Here is a 17249-nt window from a genome sequence, read left to right on the forward strand (position 1 = left end):
CAAACCGATCATAACGATGCGTATTGACGTCACGGACGACGGAGTACCCTCCCGTTTTTCATTGATGATTCCCTGGCTTGATGATCAGCCCCCACCGGAGTACTGCACCGTTTCGGCTGACTTTAACGAGTGTGCCAATTATTCGTGGCTCACTACCTGCGATAGTACTTTTAGGGCTCCCTTAAGAAACCGTCATCAACGTGAATTCCGATTCAAAAGCTGAGCGTACGTGTCACGGAAGGCACGCCGCATTGACGGTTTACGGTCGAGGAAAGGATGCCACAGTTGCGACGTTGGGCGACAACTATCGTACTTGCGACAACAGCGTTTGTTGCATGCGGCGATCGATTGCGCGCCGAACAGCCACCTTCGTGGGCAATCCTTCCGGATACTCCCGTGACCGCCGCGGAAAGTGAAGCCGCGGTAAAAACCGACATTCCCGAAAACACTCCGCTTTCGCATTCCGACGAAGATGCGGTGAGGTCCAATTCGGACGTTGGAACGGGCGTCGCAGGGCTTACACCGGCTCCCACCGCGATCCCTCGATATTGGTGGAGCGTTCGCGTGCAGGAGCAACTAACCGCTCGCGATCGGTGGGTTCAGTTTGACCTGGAAACGATCCTGCTCGATACGCTTGCCAATAGTCCCAGAGTGAAAAGTGTCAGCTATCAAGCAAGCAGCACATTCCAAAAGGTGATTCAGCAAGACGCTGCGTTCGACCCATCGATCCTGCTGAGTTCCGATCTAGGTGCCACCAATGAGCCGGTCGGCAATTCCCTGACAACAGGCGGTGCGGATCGACTTCGCGACAAATCACTGAACTTCAAAGGTGGCGCCAGGCAGCTAACCCGCCGTGGAACGGAGGTGGAATGGACTCAGGAACTCGGATTTCTCGACAGCAATAGCTCTTTCTTTGTTCCGAATGATCAAGGTAACGCGCGGCTGAGTCTCGGTCTGACCAAGCCGCTATTGGCTCGCGGCCAACGTTATTACAACGAACGATTGATTACAGAAGCCCGATTTGAGAGCCGAATTGCCTGGCACGAGATGCGCGGTGCGGTAGAGCAGCGGATTGCCGATGTCATCCGCACCTACTGGCAACTCTACGAAGTTCGTGCCCAGGTTCTACACCAACGAAGGCTGATCGACCGAAGCGATGAGCTCGTCAAAATCTTAAAGAGTCGCGAGGGGTTTGACGCGGCACGGATCGAATTGGTCAAAGCCGAACAACGCATGTCGCGGCGTACCGATCAGCTGATCGAACTCGAGGCGGAGATGATTCGCTTGCAGTCTCGATTGGCAACGTTGATCGGTAGTGAGGCTTTGCAAGACACCGAGCAAACATTGGAACTCATTCCGATCGAATCACCTGAGTTCTCACCGGATCAGTTGAACCTACGCGACGCCATGGCGCAAGCGTTAGAGTATCGACCCGAGATTCGTGCGGCGATGCACGACCTCGAACTATCTGCGTTTGAGCTGCAAATCTCGCGTGTCGAACTACAACCTCAACTTAACTGGGTATTCAACGGATACTTGGCCCAGCTAAATGGCGCGAGCAAGATCGCACGTTCATTTGGCGAACAGTTTGACAACGCACCCGGAATTTCCACGGCGCTGGAGTTTGAACTTCCGCGCGGGCGTCGCGCCGCCCGCGCACAGCAGCGTGAAGCCCTTCTGCGATCGAAACAGAACACCGAACGTTTGCGTGAAACAATTAAACAAACTCAATTTGAAGTTGAAACCGCATTGATCGACGTCGAGCGATTCCAAAAGCAACGCGAAATCAAACAGCGTGTCCTAAAATTGGCGATCGACGAAGAAAACATTTTGATGGTCAATTGGAAGTTGATCGGAGGCGATGATTCGCGCGTCGGCATCAAACTGGAGAACCTGCTCGATGCACAACAGCGTCGTGCCGATGCCGAAAAGGATTTGGTCATCGCCGAAGCATCGTCAATGATCGCCATGATGAATTTGCAGCGTGCTATGGGAACGTTGTTGATCAACGAAGGCATTCGGCCGCATCAGTCGAGGTGTTCCGGCGAAATCGAATTTTTCAATGACCCAATCGATTCGGTCGTCTTTGGCGAAGACGGCTATACCGAGGTGATCACGTTCGACGCCGACGTAGAGCTCGATGGCGAAAGTGCCGATGCGACCGGGCCAGTAGAGACGGCGCCTAGGAACGTCCCCCCGGCGAAAGCGGTGCCCGTTGAGACAGAAGCCGACTCGATCAATCCGCCGGCGATGGTGCCGGAACCGTTCGATCCCCTTAGCTTGGACGCCCCACTGCAAGCAGACGAGGCAAAACAGCAGCAACCAAGATCGGAATCATTGCCGACTGGTCCATCTTCCAAACCGGACCAACGTCGAAAGTATCCCGCGCCACGTCGCTTGCCACCGATCGATCAGGCGTCGCGCAACAGTCAGACAATCCGCGAAAACGTTGCCGCACATGGACCGACGCAGCTGGCTGCGACCGGTCAGGCAAAATTCCACGAGCACAGGATGGTTGGAACGCGATGATGATGAAAGCGAAATTTCTTCTCAGTCAAACGCCCGGTTTTCTGGACAACGAACGTTGTCGCTGCTCGGCTAGTTTGAGACGATTGATCCCCCGATGTTTGGTGGCCTTATGGATCGGAATAGCGACAAGCCAGGTACTTCAAGCCCAATCGTTCTTCTCCAAATCTGAGGCGATTCGTCAGACCTCTCAAGGGCCCGGTTCACATCGACCGTCGCACATCTCGGTCGACTTCGAGGGGTTCACCGAGCCGAAGTACGACATCCTTGTTGCGGCGACTGAAATCGGGCGTTTGGCAAGTGTCAGTGTCGAAATCGGAGCGGAAGTAGAGAAGGGACAAGTCATCGGACAACTGGAAGATGCTTTGCAACAAGAGGCCGTCAGTGTCGCGCAGTTTCGCGTACAGATGCGTGGCGAGATTGAAGCCGCATCGGCAGAGGCGAAGCTGAAGCGGCTTCGCCTGGAGCAACTAAAATCACTTGATGCTCAGTCAATGGCTCGGCCCGATGAGTTGAAACGAGCGCTCACCGATTGGGAGATCGCTCAAGCACGACAGCTTGCCGCGAGTGAACAAGAGCAACTTCGCAAGTTAGAACTTCAGCGATACCAAATACAGCTTGAACGCCGCAAAATAAAAGCCCCGATGACTGGCGTCGTTGCAGAGATTTTTCATTCGCCGGGCGAATACATCACGCCGGCGAGTCCGGCGATCATTCGATTGGTCGTCATGGATCAGATTTATGGTGTCTTTAATATTCCAGTTGAAGAAATCCGTTTGGTCAGACTCGGTGATCTTGTCTCGGTACACTTGATGAGCGCATCGGAAACCGTCCACGGAACCGTCGAATCAATTGCCCCCGATATTGACGGTGAAAGTGGGACGATCGAAGTGCGCGTGTTGATTGATAACGCTGCCGGGAAACTCCGTGCCGGCGATCGTTGTCAGATGAAACCGATGAAACGCAGTGCGATGACGACGCCAAGTCGCAGTCAGATCGAGACGGCGAATTCATCGAGAACCGAGACGAATTTGACAAGGAGAGGGGGCACTCAAGTCCGATGAAAACTCGGCCAATCGAGAAGCCGACGGTAGCGTCGGACGTGATCTGTGAACAAGACGATGGTCTCGCGAACTTGAAGTCGTCCGCGGCGACCGTTGATCTGCGCTCAATCGAGTTGATTGAACTGATCGCCGCGACAACCGATAGACTCGAGGCAATCTCGTTGCTGGTCCGTTTCGTCGGTGATCAATATCCAGATTGCTCGGTCCGATGCGGCATCGGAGCCGCTTCGATGCGTCGTTTTATGGATCGAAAACTAGGTTGGCTGGGGCCAGCAAGCGATCTGTTCCAGCAAGCGATGCGACAATGGGAAGACGATCCGCAAACGAATCGACATCCGAATGAAAACGGTGAGCGTCAATCTTTGGCGAACTTGCCGGTCGATGCTCAACAAAAAGGTTTCGAAGATGCGACCAGTCAGGATTCGCTAGTACGAAATTCAATTGTACGGATCAATATCGACGACGATCAGGGGCCTGGGCGTTGTGTGCTCTGGATCGACGGGGATTCCATCAAGCGCGAAGATCGGAGTTGGTTGCGGAAAACGCTACCCACCGTTCGTTCACTTCTATGGCATCAAAGTGGAACTGTCACTTCGCATCTTCTGCGCAGACTTGGTGCCTATGGCGCGAGCGCAAGGTTGTATTTGTCGATTTCCCTGGTTGCCTTCGTTATTCTTGCCTCATGGCCGGTATCCTACCGCGTGCGGTGCACCTCGGTAGTCCGCCCGATGCACGCTCGGGTGATTTCGGCGCCATTTGAGTCGCGCTTGGAGGCGTCGCACGTCAAGCTGGGGCAAGCCGTGGCGGCTGGCGATGTATTAATGACGCTCGACGGGCGCCCCTTGCGACTCGAACTTGACTCGATCGACGCGCAGATCGCGCAAGTCGAAAAAGAGCGAGATATCGCGCTCGCATCCGGAAAAATTGCCGATGGCCAGCAGGCGAAGCTGCGATATCGAGAGCTTAACCGGAAACGCGATTTGCTACTCGGTCGCCTAAAACGGTTGGAAGTGATTAGCCCAATCGATGGTGTCATTGTTTCCGGTGATCTTGACCGATCGATCGGTATGACACTTGAAATGGGGCAAGCCGTTCTGGAGGTGGCTCCGCTCGACTGGATGGTCATCGAACTTGAAATTCCTGAAGCGGAGATCGGCTTTGTCAGCCCGGACGACGATGCACGGGTTCGTCTAAGTAGCCTGAGCAACACGGTAATCGATCGTCCAATCGCCTCGATTCATCCATCCGCCGAGATCAGAGACGACAGGAATGTTTTCGTCGCACGAATCGAATTGGAGAATGCAAACAATCAACTACGCCCCGGCATGAGGGGCGATGCGATTGCGTATGGACCAGTAAGACCTTGGCTATGGTCATCGCTTCGCAAACTTCTGGATAACGTTATTTGGTGGATCGGATATTAGCGTCCCGTCCAAGCTCGACGGCGAGTTTAGTCACAGGCGAGCCATGGCTACTGGTATTTCATCAACATTCGAGGTCGGCTGATGTGCCGAACCAAACAGTGAATCTAGACGGATCACTGAAGTGAACGCACAAGTGCGGCATACACACTTGAATTTTTAGTTGGAACAAAGCACTAGGTCGAGCGACGAACGAGCCAACGGTCCCATGCAAACACCACCGTCGAGCAACGATCCATTCGACATACGCGTGAAGGTCGATCCCGCGGTTCAGTTTTCTGAACGTGGCGAAGGGAGTGAAACGACTTTCGTCGCGAGTGATTCTCGGACCGGGAAGTTCTATCGTTTTGGTAACCGTGAATACCACGCCGCGTCATTGATGGACGGCGAGCACACGTTGGCACAGATCAACGAGCAACTCCGAAAAGACGGCGTCGATTGGTCGGCTGAAGATGTGTTGAAATATGCGCGAGAGCTGGTGCAACATCGCTTGGCACATGTCCAACCTGATGCCATCGGCACTACGGAAACTGATCGGCCGAATCCGAATGTTTCGAGAAGTCACGACCGGCGAGGTAGTGGTCAACGCGTCCTCGGATGGATGTCGAAAGTTCTTTCGCAACGAATCCCACTCGCCGACGGTGATCGGATTGCCGAAGCGTTGCTCGGTTCAATGGGGAAGTTGTTTCAGCCCACCGCGATTGCTGTTTTGGGGGCGTTGATTATCAGTGGTGTCGCGGTCGTCTGGGCCCATTACGATGCCTTGACGCTCGAAGTCAAACGCATCTTTGACCGGGGATTGTGGCTGTCGCTCGCGGTGCTGTGGTGTTTACTAAAAGTCATTCACGAATGTGGGCATGCGGTCTGCGCGAAGCGGCTTGGTGTACGTGTCGGAAAGATGGGCGTGCTTTTCTTTTTGTTTGCACCACTTGCGTATGTCGATGTCACCAATGCTTGGAAATTGCCGCGGCGACGCGATCGGATTCAAATCGCGCTAGCCGGCGTGTATGTGGAGTTGATCGTCGGGGCGATCGCGGCTTGGATATGGTATCTGTCGCCAGTCGGTATGATCAGGCATGTCAGCGCACACGTCTTTCTACTCGCCGGTCCGGCGACCATCTTAGTGAACGCCAATCCGTTGCTGCGCCTCGATGGTTACTATGTCTTTAGTGATCTGACCGAGATTCCGAATTTGCGTGATCAAGGACGGAAGCGTCTGCTCGCTTGGATCGAACGAATCCTGTTTGGAATTGAGATGCCACAGTGTCACTTGTCTGGCTGGCGACGTGATATCGCGGTGATTCATGCGTTGTGTAGCGTCATTTTCCAAATCGCTTGGATGATGGGATTGGTGATCGCTATCGCGGCTTGGGCGAAAGGATTGGGAATCGTAATTGCTGCTGTCGCCGTTACACTGTGGGCGGTTGTGCCCCTGGTTCGATGGATGTGTAAAATATGGACGACGCCGGGACGTGAAGGATGGGTGTTGTCGTTTTATCAAAGGCGGCTTTTGACACTCAGTAGTACCCTGTGCGTGGTGATACATTTGATGGTGGTCAGTGCGTCACCATTCTCCAGACGCGTGCCGGTTGTCGTACGTTATCATGGGGAGCAAATCGAGCGTGCGCCGGTCGGCGCGTTTGTTGCCGCGATTTATGTAACATGTGGGCAACGAGTCGAACGCGGCGAATTACTCGTCGAACTTGAGCAACCAGAGTTGACTGTCAAGCGAAACCAGTTGGCAGACCAGCTAGCAGCCGCTTCGCGAAAAGCGATTCAACATCGCCGGCGCGGTGAGCTAGCTATGGCAAACGCTTTGACGGAAAAAGGCGAGAGCCTGAGACGACAAATTGAAGAACTAGACCAGCAAGTCGCTAGTCTTCGAATCGTGGCCGATCGACAAGGACAAGTAACGTCTTCCACCATCGACCAATTACATGGACGATACGTCAAACAAGGCGATGAGATTATCCGTATATCCGATCCTCAGGAGAAAGAACTTCTCGCCGTAGTTAGCGAAGACAACCTGATCGCGTTTCGAAATGCGGTGCAATCAGAAACCGCGGCAAAAATTCGATTGCGCGGAGGCCCATCGATTCAGGCCGTACTCGCTCCGTTGCACCCGGCGGCAAGTCGCAGGCTTCCGCATCCGGCGCTTTCCGCTTCCAATGGTGGTCCGCTTCCGATCGAACCAAAAGGCGCCGACGGTCAAATGCTTGTTAGCCCTCAGTTGCAATCGGTCATTCCGTTAGATGTAATGACCAGCATGAAAATCAAAAGTGGCCAAATCGGACGATTAACGATTCCCGACGACCGAAGTCTCGTAGCCCGATTGAACGATTATCTTCGCGAACGACGTTAGTTGCCACAATCAAACCTGAACGATCGGTCGAGGAGCGATGTCACGATCAAGCATTGACGTTCGGCGTCGATTGACTTTGCGAGGATTGCTCGCGACGACATCACTTGTATTTATCGTCGTCACAGTCTTTTCGATGGGCGCAACTTGGTTTTGGATCGCGGACCTCATCGCCAATCTAAGGATTCAAATACTGATCGCCGGAGCATGTTTGTTATTGATCAATGCGCTGGCGCGAGAAAAGTGGTTGCTGTTTCCATTGTGTCTTGGCATGGCATTCCACTGTAGTTTTTGTGGCGAGTTCTTCCAGTCCGCACAGATCGGTTCTGCCAAGGGGACAGCGGTACGCGTGGCAAGCATCAATGTTTTGACGAGCAACTCAAAACACCGATTGATTATTGAGGAGATACGACGCCTTGATGCCGATGTGGTCGCGGTGCTTGAGTTAAGTAGCACGTTGGCAGAGAGACTTCGAATGGAATTGGTGGAGAAGTATCCTCATCAGATAATCCATCCGCTCGATCGGTCAAATTTCGGAATCGGGCTGCTTAGTCGTAGCGAATTGACCGGCCCTGACGTCTTTGAATTGAACGAAACGATTGTCTCTATCAGTGCATACACGAAAGGGTTTCGTGTGATCGCGACGCATCCGCTTCCGCCGATGAATCAAGCGTTGTTCAAATCGAGGAACGCACACTTACGTCTGCTTTCCGAACGAATCAATGCGACCGACGATCAAACGAAGACAATCGTCATGGGAGATTTTAATGTGACTCCTTGGTCGCCCCATTTTCATCGCTTTGAACGTCGTTCGTCTCTTCGCCGAGCGACGAAGGGCAATACGATAACGCCAACCTGGTACGGGATCGACGATCAATTCCTCTTTGGTCTACCGCTTGACCACGTATTGATCAGTTCCGACTTGGATTGCACCGGCTATGAAGTCGGCAATGATTTCGGTTCAGACCACCGTGCGGTGATGGTCGACGTGATGGTACGTTGACGTTGGTGTAACAAAAAAGACAACGACGGTTGGCCATCGTTGTCTTTAATGCCTGCCGTATTGCTGAAGTGGCCTTTAGCGTCGTAATCGTCGGCGACGTAGTCCGGGGATAAGCAACGCCATACAAGCGATTGCTAGGGTCCCAGGTTCAGGCACTGCAGCGACTTGAGGCCCAACGACACTGTAGCCTGGATCACCAGCGACGTAGTTGCTGAGTGTATCACCGAAGACCCAGTTTACGCCGTAAGCGATGTTTGTCGTAAGCTCGCGCGGCGCGCCGGTGCCCAATCCCGACCAACCAGCGGTTAGCTCAGCGACGGTCGGGGCTTGAATCTTGAAGCCCGATAAATCGCCGAAGGTGAGACCGACACCGTTGCTGGGGAGCCAGGACTTGTCGGTAGTTTCATAAATCTTTGCCACTTTGTCGGATAGGTCAGCAAAGTCGAGATCGTAGCTTCCATTGTTGTACAATGACTGAAACGCTGCGTTGGATGGTTCGTTGGCAACAACGGCGAAGTTTCCGGCACCGTCGGTGATCCAGAAGTTCAGGTATGGCGCTACATTGGGGCCGCTCCCAGAGCTGAAGCGATCGAAGTCATCGGTGCGTGTGATCGAAAGTTTGCTAATGCTTCCCAGCGTGTAGCCATCGATATCGGAAGAGCCGAGGGCTGCTTTTTGTCCGCCTTCGGTGATCAGAAATTCGTAGGTACCCCCCGATTCGTTGATCGTTGGCGACGTGGTGCTGCCACCACGGATCACAAACGGTACGAATCCCGCTTGGGTCTTGGACGGGAGGGTTAAACAGAGACACAGGCCGAGCATGAATGCGCCGCCTAAGGCATTCAACTTCATTGCTAGATCCAGGGTTTGAGGCAATTACATGGCATAACTGCGCCAAAGTCTACACGGATGAACACCGGTGTGTTCCGCTTACCCCCCAAATCTGGAAAAATTGATACTGATCCGACCGAATCTCGTTACTAAATGCTTGCGGAACTTCGTGATATTGTCAGGCAAGCGTGGATTGTCCCGGCCCTGCGTAATCGAAATTAAAAGCAGAGCGTCGCCGAAGTCGGCGAAAACACAGTTGAGAGAACTTGGATTGGAGAAGCGAGGCCGGGGCCATCGATAGAGTTGACGGCTAATCAGTCAGACGGATTCCCTTTCCGTGCCACAAGATTTGGAGATCGTTCTCTGCCCAGATCTCAAGACCTCGCGAAGGGTCGCCGATCAAGATGCCGTCGCCCCCTGGGCCACGTCCGAGTGCGACGACGCTATGTCCCATCCCTGGGATCCAGCCCCATTGATCGGCGTAGCGACGATCATCGACACCATAGGGAAGTTTGACGGCAAGCAGCACTGGCCAATCATCCTCGGCCAGTAGACGTGACAGATTTGAATCGACGACTTCGACCGCCGCATCATGACGTTGGGCGACCAGCTTGATGCCGCGGTAAAGCCCGAGCGTCGGCGTGCCACTTGCGTCGGTCAAGCACACCGGCACCATATCGGCTTCGGTAACTGCAATGCCTTCGGCGCGAAGTAACGTCGCCGCGGCAGCCGGGCTGCAATTTGCCCATGTCGTTTGCAGGGCGACACCGTCTTTCCATTGGGCCGAACCCGGTTGGGGAGGGCGCAATGCGATCGACAGGAGCGGCCAAAACACGATGATGATTGTGCCACCGCTGAGTGCAACCGCCAAAATTCCGCGCCGCCAGCGTGGCGTGTTCGGTAGTCTCCACACCGCGCCCGTGGCTACCGCCGCGAACAAGCACGCAAAATTGGTGTAGATGATCGCGGCCGAGTGGGGCACCAGCTTTGCCCAGAAAAGCTGCCCGGTCGCATAGAACAAAAAGTAGATCATCGCCAACGTTGCTGCGGCGAGACACAGCATCGTTTTTTGGCCACCAAGCTTCGACGTTAGCCGAGCCGTGATGAGCACCGTAGCGGCGCACGCGATCGACATCACGGCGATGGCGACCGTGAGGTCGGAAGCGAACATAAGACGAAATCTAGTTTGTGTTGAATCGACAGAAGGTTGCCCAATTGACTCGTTTGGCAGCGATATAGAGGACAAGGTCACCGACTTCGGGAGATCGCTCACCAAATGTCAGCAAACTTTCTTCGTTGCGGACGATACCAAGAAGGTGAATATCGCGGTCGAGCAATTGTTTTGCGAGTTCACGATAGCAGAGCCCGCAGACTTCATCGCCGACCGTCAAGCTGTAAAGCGTCGCCGCATCCCGCTGGTTACTGGTGATCGTATCGATCAGTTGGGCGACGCCGGTGTCATGAGCCTCGAGTGAGAGCAAGTTGCCCGACACTTTCATGCTGTAGACTAGTGCATTGGTATGTACGCTATCGAAGAGCATTCGATGCTTGTAATTCAGACATTCGGCGACCGAATACACATCGCGATTCAAACTTTCAACGACCGCGACGGCTGATGCGACGACGGCATCACTACTGGGGTCGTCGTACGAGGTCGCCAGCACGATGACCATTCGAGCTTGACCAATTTTTGCTCGCTCGTACGTCTCTTGCTGAAGTACCGGACCTTGGACGAATAGCACATGTTTGTCCTCGATCGGTAGTGATTCGATTCGGTCGCTCACGATCACGATTTCGCGTGAGCGATGCTCGGGGTGTGCTTTGAGTTCATCGATCAGTTCGGCGACGCGTGCGTGCGACGGAAAGTTGACGATGACGATATGATCGCTCGCGTGGATATCACTCATTCCGGTACGTCCCTTCAAAATGATTTCGTCGACCCAATCGATGCCAAAGCTCATCGCGACCGAAAACGTGGCCAGGCCGAAAACGACGATGAATAGCACCGTTCCCAGGCGTCCGCCGGCGGTGCTTGCGGAAAAATCACCGTAGCCGATCGTGGTGATCGAGATGATGCTGTACCACAGAGCATCCGAGAGAGTCGGCTCTTGGTCGCGTTCGAAAAAGTAAAACGTGAGTGTGTTTCCAAGCACGCTGACGGCCAGCATCATAAACACGAACAAGACGCTGAACGAGCGTCTCGCCCGCATCGCTCGATAAGTGCGGACCAACCATAGCGGCATCTTCTGACATTCCTACGCGGCCTTTTTCGCGATCGCTTTTTCGGGACGATACCAAATCGTCGATGCCGGCATCTCGCCAAGCTCTTCGCGGTCAAACACCATGACTTGTGGGCGGGTGAAAAACGCAGTTCGCATTTTAAAGCAATCGCGAAGCATTTGTTCGGCCCAAAAACCGAATCGAGTAAGGGCGGGTGTTTTGTCGAGAATTTGATCCACCGCCGCCGTCATCCAGCGATTCAATCGACTACCTCGCTCGTTGCTGTAGAGCGCAAGTGTTTGATTGGCATACGGCTCTGGTACTGCGGCACGCAATCGCAGTCCGGCCATCGATAGCGAGCGTGCGAAGTGGGCCGCCGGGAACCCAAATTCGTAGATTCCATATCCCTGGCTGTAAGGATGACCTTGAAGGAATCGATACAGTTCGTGAGCCGTTTCGACGTAGGGTTCGCGAATCATTACCCAGCGTCCGCCTGGGTTGAGTTTCTGGCGAATACATGCGGCGACGAATGTCATGTTCGGGAAATGGTGAACACAGTTTCGTGTTACCACCGTGTCATAGGTTCGGTCTGAAGCGTAGAAATCATCGAGCGAATTTTCGATCTGAATCGCTTTGGCATCGTCTCGAGATCGCAGGTAACCAGTGCCAGTGATCCAGTGTGGGTTGGGTTCGAGCAGCGAGATATCTTGGTAGCCCTCTTGAGTCAGTGCCCACGATAGGAACCCGCTACCGCCTCCGATCTCGACGATCGACTGTTTTTTTTCCACCCCAAAGGTCTTGAAAAGCTTAAGTGTTGTCTGGAAATCAAGGCTTTCGTGGTAGCGTTCAAAGGCTCGGTCGCGATCGGATTCCCAGTAGACCGATTCGAGGATTTTTGCCGAGAGTTCATCCGATTTGGCCCGCTCGTTCTCATCGACGATCATCTGTTCGTTGATGGCGGGTTCTTCACGAAGCGAAAACAACTCCAACTGATCGAGCATTTGAGGTGCTTTCGGTTCCATGCCAACATCCTTGTATTACGGGACCCAATTCGCGACGCTTGGGTTTTGAAAGTGTGATTTCAGCCAGTGGGATCGTGGTCAAGAGAGATGAAGCAGGTTCAACTCCGATTGCAGGAAGCTTGAGTTCGCGGCGTTCCCCGTCGGTCCTCCTACAGGCCACTTCCTGTTGGGGGCCCACGATACCTGAAACTTGAAAACGACCGCAACGTTGTTTGCCACGGTTGGGAACACGTAAAAATTAGCGATGACGCGCGCGACAAGTTTTGCGATACTCGCGCCGATTGTTCCACCAACGAACAGCAATCAACCCTTTGGCCACTCCGCTACGGTTCCCAAATAGACCTGTGATTCAGCCGGATTTGCTACCCCTTCGAATCAAAAACCTGAAAAAACGCTTCGGAACGTTCGAAGCGCTTCGGGGAGTGTCGTTTGAGCTGCGGCATGGAGAACGATTGGCGTTTTTGGGGACCAATGGCGCCGGCAAAACGACGATGATTCGCGCGCTTGCGGGGAGAACTAAGCCGACCGGTGGGTCGATCGAGGTATTTGGTGATTCAGCTCGATCGGTCACTGCCAAACGTGCGATCGGGTTCGTCCCACAAGAAATCGCGCTCTACGGCGACCTGACCACCCGGGAAAATTTGGTAGCGTTCGCAAAATTTCACGGGGTGAGACGCGGCGAGATTTCAAAACGCGTCGACTGGGCCTTGCAGTGGACGGGGCTACACGACAGAAGCAGAGATTTGGTGAGAACCTTTTCCGGTGGAATGAAGCGCCGCGTCAATCTCGCTTGTGGGGTGATGCACGAGCCTCGGATCTTGCTGCTCGATGAGCCGACCGTGGGAGTTGATCCGCAAAGCCGTGAACGAATTTTCGCGATGCTCGATGAACTCAGCGATGGGGGGACGTCACTGCTTCTGACAACTCATCATCTCGACGAAGCCCAGCAGCGTAGCGATCGGATCGTAATCCTTGACGGCGGACAGGTCGTTGCCGACGGCACGATTGACGAGCTTGTGCACCAAACGATCGGATCGTCACGGCTGGTCAAAGTCCGCTTGGACCGACCGATGGCAAAAGCGGTCCGTTATCTTCACCAATACAATCGGCTGCCGGCTGAGCAGTTGGTCGGGCATCCTGGTAGTGCTGCCTTCGAAACTCGAATCGAAAGTGTTACCGATCAGTTAACCCCGATGCTTGAGGCGATCCAGCGTGATGGCTATCGCATCACCGACATGGAACTGCAAACCCCTTCTCTGCACCATGTCTTTTTAAGCCTGACCGGAAATGAACTTCGCGATTAGGTCATAAGACAACGCAGCCAATGATTTCTACGGTCATTACCATTAGCGTTAGACGCTTGCTCCACAATCCGGTGGAGTTGCTGTTGACGTTTGTCGTCCCGGTCGTGTTCTTCAGTGTCTTTGCATTGATTTTTGGAAGCGGTATCGGAATCGGACGGACGCCGAAAGTGAAGGTCGCAATCGCAACGACCGACCACAACGATTCTTCTCGCTCACTTGCCGAGGCTCTGGCGGACAGCGACGGCCTGCGGGTATTGGCGCTTGAAAATGGTGACAAAACGCAAGGCAAGAAAAAACATCCGGTTCAGCAAGATATCAATCGGGTCACCGATGCGGTACGAAAGGGTACCGTAGCGATCGGAATTTTGATCGGTCGAGACAAGTCAGGAAGTTTAAAGGCGGAGCTATTGACCGACGCGTCTGATCAAGTGGCTCCCCAGGTCGTGTCAGCGATCGTATCGCGAGAGATCGCAATCGCCGAAGCTCGTTTCGCACAAATGAACGGCGAGTCATTGCTCGTGCGAAAGCCGTCCGTCGAACATCCATCAGCCGACAATTCCGAAGGATCTCAGGTCGAGCGAGCAACATCTAGAGACTCGGACGTCGGCGATCGCATGCTTCCGACCGAATCGGTGAGCATCATCGATGTGATGAGCGATGGGAAATCAAATCCGGTCGTCAGTCTTTACGCGGCTGGAATTGCCGTGATGTTTTTGCTCTTTGGGGCGAGTGGTGGTGGCGGGGTGCTATTGGAAGAGCGTGAAAATACGACCCTCGATCGACTGTTGTCGTCCCAGTTGACGATGGATCAATTGTTGCTCGGGAAATGGTTTTACCTGACACTCCTAGGCTTTGTCCAAGTCACGGTGATGTTCCTCTGGGGACAGATCGTTTTTGGGATCGACTTACTAGGACACCTCGATGGCTTCATCATGATGACGCTGGTGACCAGTGGTGCCGCGGCAGCGTTCGGATTGTTTCTGGCGACACTGTGTAAGACCCGTGGGCAGCTCAATGGGCTTTCCGTCATTATGATTTTGACGATGAGTGCGCTCGGCGGGTCGATGGTTCCGCGCTATGTCATGAGCGAAAAGATGCGTGAGATGGGGCTGTGGACATTCAACGCATGGGCACTCGATGGATACGACAAAGTTTTCTGGCGAGAATTGCCGGTCGAATCCTTGTGGCCACAGTTAGCCGTGTTGATGGGCTGCGGCGTAGCGTTTCTACTGGTGGCCCGAGCCCTCGCGGTACGCTGGGAATTCAACTGACATTCCAACGCAAGTCGGTCGCCTAACGTCGTCGCCAAGAAAGCCAAAAGTCGGTCTGACGCAAACGACGCGGTCTCACCGTGTGGTCTGCATTGGATCTCAGGCATCGGATCTTCAGGCAGGGGATCGCCAAGAGACGTCGCTGACCCGGTTCGGCAAAATCCCCTTCGGCGCAGACGTACGTTTCACGGCTAATCCGGTGTTCCCGCGAGGACTTAAGCTACCTGCGATTGTCGGTTTTGAATCAACGCCAGTCTGTCTATTTCGCCTTTCACCAGAAAACAAGGAATCGGTTCCCATGACATCGATCACTCCAGAGAAAACTCGCATCGGTTGGATCGGCACCGGGGTGATGGGGAACAGCATGTGCGGCCACTTAATCAAGGCCGGCTATCAAGCGACAATCTACAACCGCACGTCCGAAAAAACGCGAACCCTTCAGGAGCTCGGTGCGACGGTCGTCTCTAGCCCCAAAGAGGTCGCTCAGCAGAGCGAGGTTGTGTTTACGATCGTCGGTTTCCCACGCGACGTCCGCAGTGTCATTCTGGGGGAGGACGGTGTCTTGGCCGGATCACACGAAGGCATGGTGGTCGTGGACATGACGACCAGTGAGCCGAGCCTTGCCGTCGAGATCGCCAAGGCGGCGGGAGCGATCGGAGTCCAGTCAATTGACGCTCCGGTCAGCGGTGGTGACACGGGTGCGAAAAATGCCGCCCTGTCGATTATGATCGGCGGTGATGCATCAGCCGTCAAATCAATTCGCCCGCTGTTCGAATTGATGGGCAAGACAATCGTTCGTCAAGGCGGTCCGGGGGCCGGTCAGCATACCAAGATGGTTAACCAAACGCTAATCGCCAGCGGCATGATCGCGGTATGTGAAGGTTTGCTTTATGCCCACAAGGTTGGCCTTGATATCCCAACGGTTCTCGAAAGTGTTGCTTCCGGGGCGGCCGGTAGCTGGTCACTGTCTAACCTTGCACCACGCATGATTAACGGCGACTTCGATCCTGGTTTCTTCGTCGAGCACTTCCTGAAGGACATGAAAATTGCTTTGGACGAAGCGTCACGAATGAACCTTGCCTTGCCCGGTTTAGCACTCGGTTACCAACTCTACAATGCCGTGGCTGGGCAAGGGCATCATCGCGACGGAACCCAAGCACTGATCCTCGCTCTGTCCCAACTTAACGGGATCGATTGGCAATCGCAGTATTCCTGATTACTTCACTAATTGACCGGACGCAACATGAAGGCAGCGTATTTAACCAACACCGGTGGTCCCGACGTGATCCAATTCGGCGACCTTGATGCCCCCACCGCAAAGGTCGGGCAGGTATTGATCGATGTCAAAGCGGCCGCCTTAAACCCGATCGACACCTACGTCCGTAGCGGTCTGGTCGCGTTTGACTTGCCCCAGCCGTTCATTCCGGGCTGTGACGCGGCAGGCGAAATCGCGGCGATCGGCGAAGGGGTCAAAGGATTTGATGTCGGGGACCAAGTTTGGTGCAGCAACCAAGGTTTACTCGGCCGGCAGGGAACAATGGCTGAACGCATCGTAGTCGACTCGCAGTGGTGCTATAGAATGCCTGATCAAATCGATCACGCAACCGCCGCGGCAAACGCGCTTGTCGGAATCACCGCTCATTTGGGACTATTCCGTGAAGGCCGATTGAAATCGGGTGAAACCGTTTTCGTGATCGGGGGCACCGGTGGTGTCGGTGCGATGGTCATTCAAATGGCCAAAGCGATCGGCGCGAGGGTGATCACCACGGCGGGAAGCGATGAGAAAGCCGAACGTGCGAAACAGCTCGGTGCGGACCATGTCATCCAGTACACGCGAGAATCAATCGCAGACACGGTCAAGCACCTGGCGCCCGCTGGAGTCAATCTTCACTGGGAAACAAGACGCATGCCAAACTTTGACGAGGCGATCGATCTGTTGGCCCCGCGAGGGCGGATGATCGTGATGGCCGGACGCGATTCACGACCTGAGTTTCCTGTCGGACCGTTTTACGTCAAGGAATGCTCGCTACACGGATTTGTGATGTTCAAAGCGGCGGCAGATGAAATGCAATCCTGTGCCGATGACATGAATCGTTGGATGTCATCGGGAAAGCTTCGAGGCAATATCGCGAAAACGTTCTCCTTGGACCAAGTTTCCGAAGCCCATCGATTGCAGGAAAACGAGGGTGTCGGAGGCAAAATCGTGATCGATTGCCAATCCTAATCCA

General features: G+C 54.2%; 13 protein-coding genes. 9 read left to right on the forward strand and 4 right to left on the reverse strand.

What is annotated here, in order from left to right; translation table 11 throughout:
• The first annotated feature begins 396 nt into the window (after nt 1–396).
• The 5 genes from FYC48_RS24775 (at nt 397) to FYC48_RS24795 (ending at nt 8373) form a co-directional block, all read left to right on the forward strand.
• Nucleotides 397–2529 carry a TolC family protein gene (locus tag FYC48_RS24775; RefSeq protein WP_160149755.1) on the forward strand — a complete coding sequence of 711 codons (2133 nt, stop codon included), beginning with the start codon at nt 397–399 and terminating at the stop codon, nt 2527–2529.
• 101 nt (nt 2530–2630) lie between these two features.
• Nucleotides 2631–3590, forward strand: a complete 960-nt coding sequence (locus FYC48_RS24780) for an efflux RND transporter periplasmic adaptor subunit (protein ID WP_160149756.1) — start codon at nt 2631–2633, stop codon at nt 3588–3590.
• Nucleotides 3587–5014: an efflux RND transporter periplasmic adaptor subunit gene (locus FYC48_RS24785; RefSeq protein WP_149499468.1), complete on the forward strand. Its 1428-nt coding sequence runs from the start codon at nt 3587–3589 to the stop codon at nt 5012–5014. The genes FYC48_RS24780 and FYC48_RS24785 overlap by 4 nt, the downstream gene beginning before the upstream one ends.
• 205 nt (nt 5015–5219) lie before the next feature.
• Nucleotides 5220–7373 (forward strand): site-2 protease family protein, encoded by a 2154-nt coding sequence (locus FYC48_RS24790; protein WP_149499469.1) that lies wholly within the window; start codon nt 5220–5222, stop codon nt 7371–7373.
• Nucleotides 7374–7410: 37 nt separating this feature from the next.
• Nucleotides 7411–8373: an endonuclease/exonuclease/phosphatase family protein gene (locus FYC48_RS24795; protein ID WP_149499470.1), complete on the forward strand. Its 963-nt coding sequence runs from the start codon at nt 7411–7413 to the stop codon at nt 8371–8373.
• A gap of 75 nt (nt 8374–8448) precedes the next feature.
• Here FYC48_RS24795 and FYC48_RS24800 read toward each other — a convergent pair whose 3' ends face one another.
• From FYC48_RS24800 to FYC48_RS24815, 4 genes are all read right to left on the reverse strand, one after another.
• Nucleotides 8449–9225, reverse strand: a complete 777-nt coding sequence (locus tag FYC48_RS24800; protein ID WP_149499471.1) for a hypothetical protein — start codon at nt 9223–9225, stop codon at nt 8449–8451.
• Nucleotides 9226–9514: 289 nt separating this feature from the next.
• Complete coding sequence (locus FYC48_RS24805) at nt 9515–10375, reverse strand: cysteine peptidase family C39 domain-containing protein (protein WP_149499472.1); 861 nt, start codon at nt 10373–10375, stop codon at nt 9515–9517.
• 10 nt (nt 10376–10385) lie between these two features.
• Nucleotides 10386–11447, reverse strand: a complete 1062-nt coding sequence (locus FYC48_RS24810) for a potassium channel protein (protein ID WP_149499473.1) — start codon at nt 11445–11447, stop codon at nt 10386–10388.
• A gap of 12 nt (nt 11448–11459) precedes the next feature.
• Nucleotides 11460–12446, reverse strand: coding sequence for a class I SAM-dependent methyltransferase (locus tag FYC48_RS24815; RefSeq protein WP_149499474.1), 987 nt, complete (start codon nt 12444–12446; stop codon nt 11460–11462).
• A 344-nt stretch (nt 12447–12790) separates the two neighbouring features.
• On the opposite strand from FYC48_RS24815, the gene FYC48_RS24820 reads away from it, so the two are divergent.
• From FYC48_RS24820 to FYC48_RS24835, 4 genes are all read left to right on the forward strand, one after another.
• A complete protein-coding gene (locus tag FYC48_RS24820) occupies nt 12791–13750 on the forward strand; it encodes an ABC transporter ATP-binding protein (protein WP_149499475.1) in 960 nt (319 codons plus the stop codon).
• 20 nt (nt 13751–13770) lie between these two features.
• Nucleotides 13771–15021 (forward strand): ABC transporter permease, encoded by a 1251-nt coding sequence (locus tag FYC48_RS24825; protein ID WP_149499476.1) that lies wholly within the window; start codon nt 13771–13773, stop codon nt 15019–15021.
• 298 nt (nt 15022–15319) lie between these two features.
• Complete coding sequence (locus FYC48_RS24830; protein WP_149499477.1) at nt 15320–16237, forward strand: NAD(P)-dependent oxidoreductase; 918 nt, start codon at nt 15320–15322, stop codon at nt 16235–16237.
• Between the two features lie 27 nt (nt 16238–16264).
• Complete coding sequence (locus tag FYC48_RS24835) at nt 16265–17245, forward strand: NADPH:quinone reductase (RefSeq protein WP_149499478.1); 981 nt, start codon at nt 16265–16267, stop codon at nt 17243–17245.
• Nucleotides 17246–17249 lie beyond the last annotated feature (4 nt).

Source organism: Roseiconus lacunae (assembly GCF_008312935.1).
Lineage (GTDB): Bacteria > Planctomycetota > Planctomycetia > Pirellulales > Pirellulaceae > Stieleria > Stieleria lacunae.

What these genes read in the sequence shown, in the direction of transcription:
- FYC48_RS24785 (WP_149499468.1), top strand. Translation starts at nt 3,587, where the DNA reads ATGAAAACTCGGCCAATCGAGAAGCCGACGGTAGCGTCGGACGTGATC.
- FYC48_RS24790 (WP_149499469.1), top strand. Translation starts at nt 5,220, where the DNA reads ATGCAAACACCACCGTCGAGCAACGATCCATTCGACATACGCGTGAAG.
- FYC48_RS24795 (WP_149499470.1), top strand. Translation starts at nt 7,411, where the DNA reads ATGTCACGATCAAGCATTGACGTTCGGCGTCGATTGACTTTGCGAGGA.
- FYC48_RS24800 (WP_149499471.1), bottom strand. Translation starts at nt 9,225, where the DNA reads ATGAAGTTGAATGCCTTAGGCGGCGCATTCATGCTCGGCCTGTGTCTC.
- FYC48_RS24805 (WP_149499472.1), bottom strand. Translation starts at nt 10,375, where the DNA reads ATGTTCGCTTCCGACCTCACGGTCGCCATCGCCGTGATGTCGATCGCG.
- FYC48_RS24810 (WP_149499473.1), bottom strand. Translation starts at nt 11,447, where the DNA reads ATGCCGCTATGGTTGGTCCGCACTTATCGAGCGATGCGGGCGAGACGC.
- FYC48_RS24815 (WP_149499474.1), bottom strand. Translation starts at nt 12,446, where the DNA reads ATGGAACCGAAAGCACCTCAAATGCTCGATCAGTTGGAGTTGTTTTCG.
- FYC48_RS24825 (WP_149499476.1), top strand. Translation starts at nt 13,771, where the DNA reads ATGATTTCTACGGTCATTACCATTAGCGTTAGACGCTTGCTCCACAAT.
- FYC48_RS24830 (WP_149499477.1), top strand. Translation starts at nt 15,320, where the DNA reads ATGACATCGATCACTCCAGAGAAAACTCGCATCGGTTGGATCGGCACC.
- FYC48_RS24835 (WP_149499478.1), top strand. Translation starts at nt 16,265, where the DNA reads ATGAAGGCAGCGTATTTAACCAACACCGGTGGTCCCGACGTGATCCAA.